Below are 569 nucleotides of genomic sequence, written 5' to 3'. Positions count from 1 at the left end.
GGGCTGCTCCACCCCGCGCCAAGTGTGTGCGGCTGATCCGGGCTGGCTGGCGCTGGTTGGCGCGCTCCGGGGCCGTAGCGATGGTCGTGATGAGGGAATGGCGCGGGCTCATGTGAGCGGGTGCGCTGTGTGTTTGCGATGTGCGGGTCTGGCGGCGACCGACTCTCCCGTGCCTTGAGACACAGTACCATGGGCGCTGGCGTGTTTAACGGCCGAGTTCGAGATGGGATCGGGTTCTGGGCACGCCGCTCAAGCCACCAGACCGGCGCATCGCAATGTTTTTGGGACTGGCCGTGCAGGGTGCTGCGACGGCGGGGTCCTCGTTCGGCAAGCATGCAGCGTCTGGCGCTGCTTGTCTTTGTTGCGACCGTGGTTGGCGTGGTCGTCACCCGCTTTGCAGCGGCTGCCGATCACGCACGGACACGGATCACGGGAGCGATCAAGTCAATCGGGCGATTAGTACCGGTCGGCTCAACGCGTCACCGCGCTTGCACCCCCGGCCTATCGACGTGGTCGTCTTCCACGGCCCTCAAGGGAGGTCTCGTTTTAAGGGGGGTTTCCCGCTTAGA

Annotated in this window: 2 rRNA genes; both read right to left on the bottom strand. The window is 65.2% G+C overall.

The annotated features are described in order from the left end of the window. Nucleotides 1–146 precede the first annotated feature (146 nt). Nucleotides 147–262: ribosomal RNA gene (rrf, locus tag ACTXGE_RS12500) — 5S ribosomal RNA — on the bottom strand. A 173-nt stretch (nt 263–435) separates the two neighbouring features. Beyond that, nucleotides 436–569, bottom strand: a 23S ribosomal RNA gene (locus tag ACTXGE_RS12495); the annotation flags it as partial.

The sequence above is a fragment of the Psychrobacter sp. T6-4 genome (assembly GCF_052258425.1).
GTDB lineage: Bacteria > Pseudomonadota > Gammaproteobacteria > Pseudomonadales > Moraxellaceae > Psychrobacter.
Note: the sequence above shows the minus strand (reverse complement) of the source record. Positions and strands in the feature narration are given on the sequence as shown.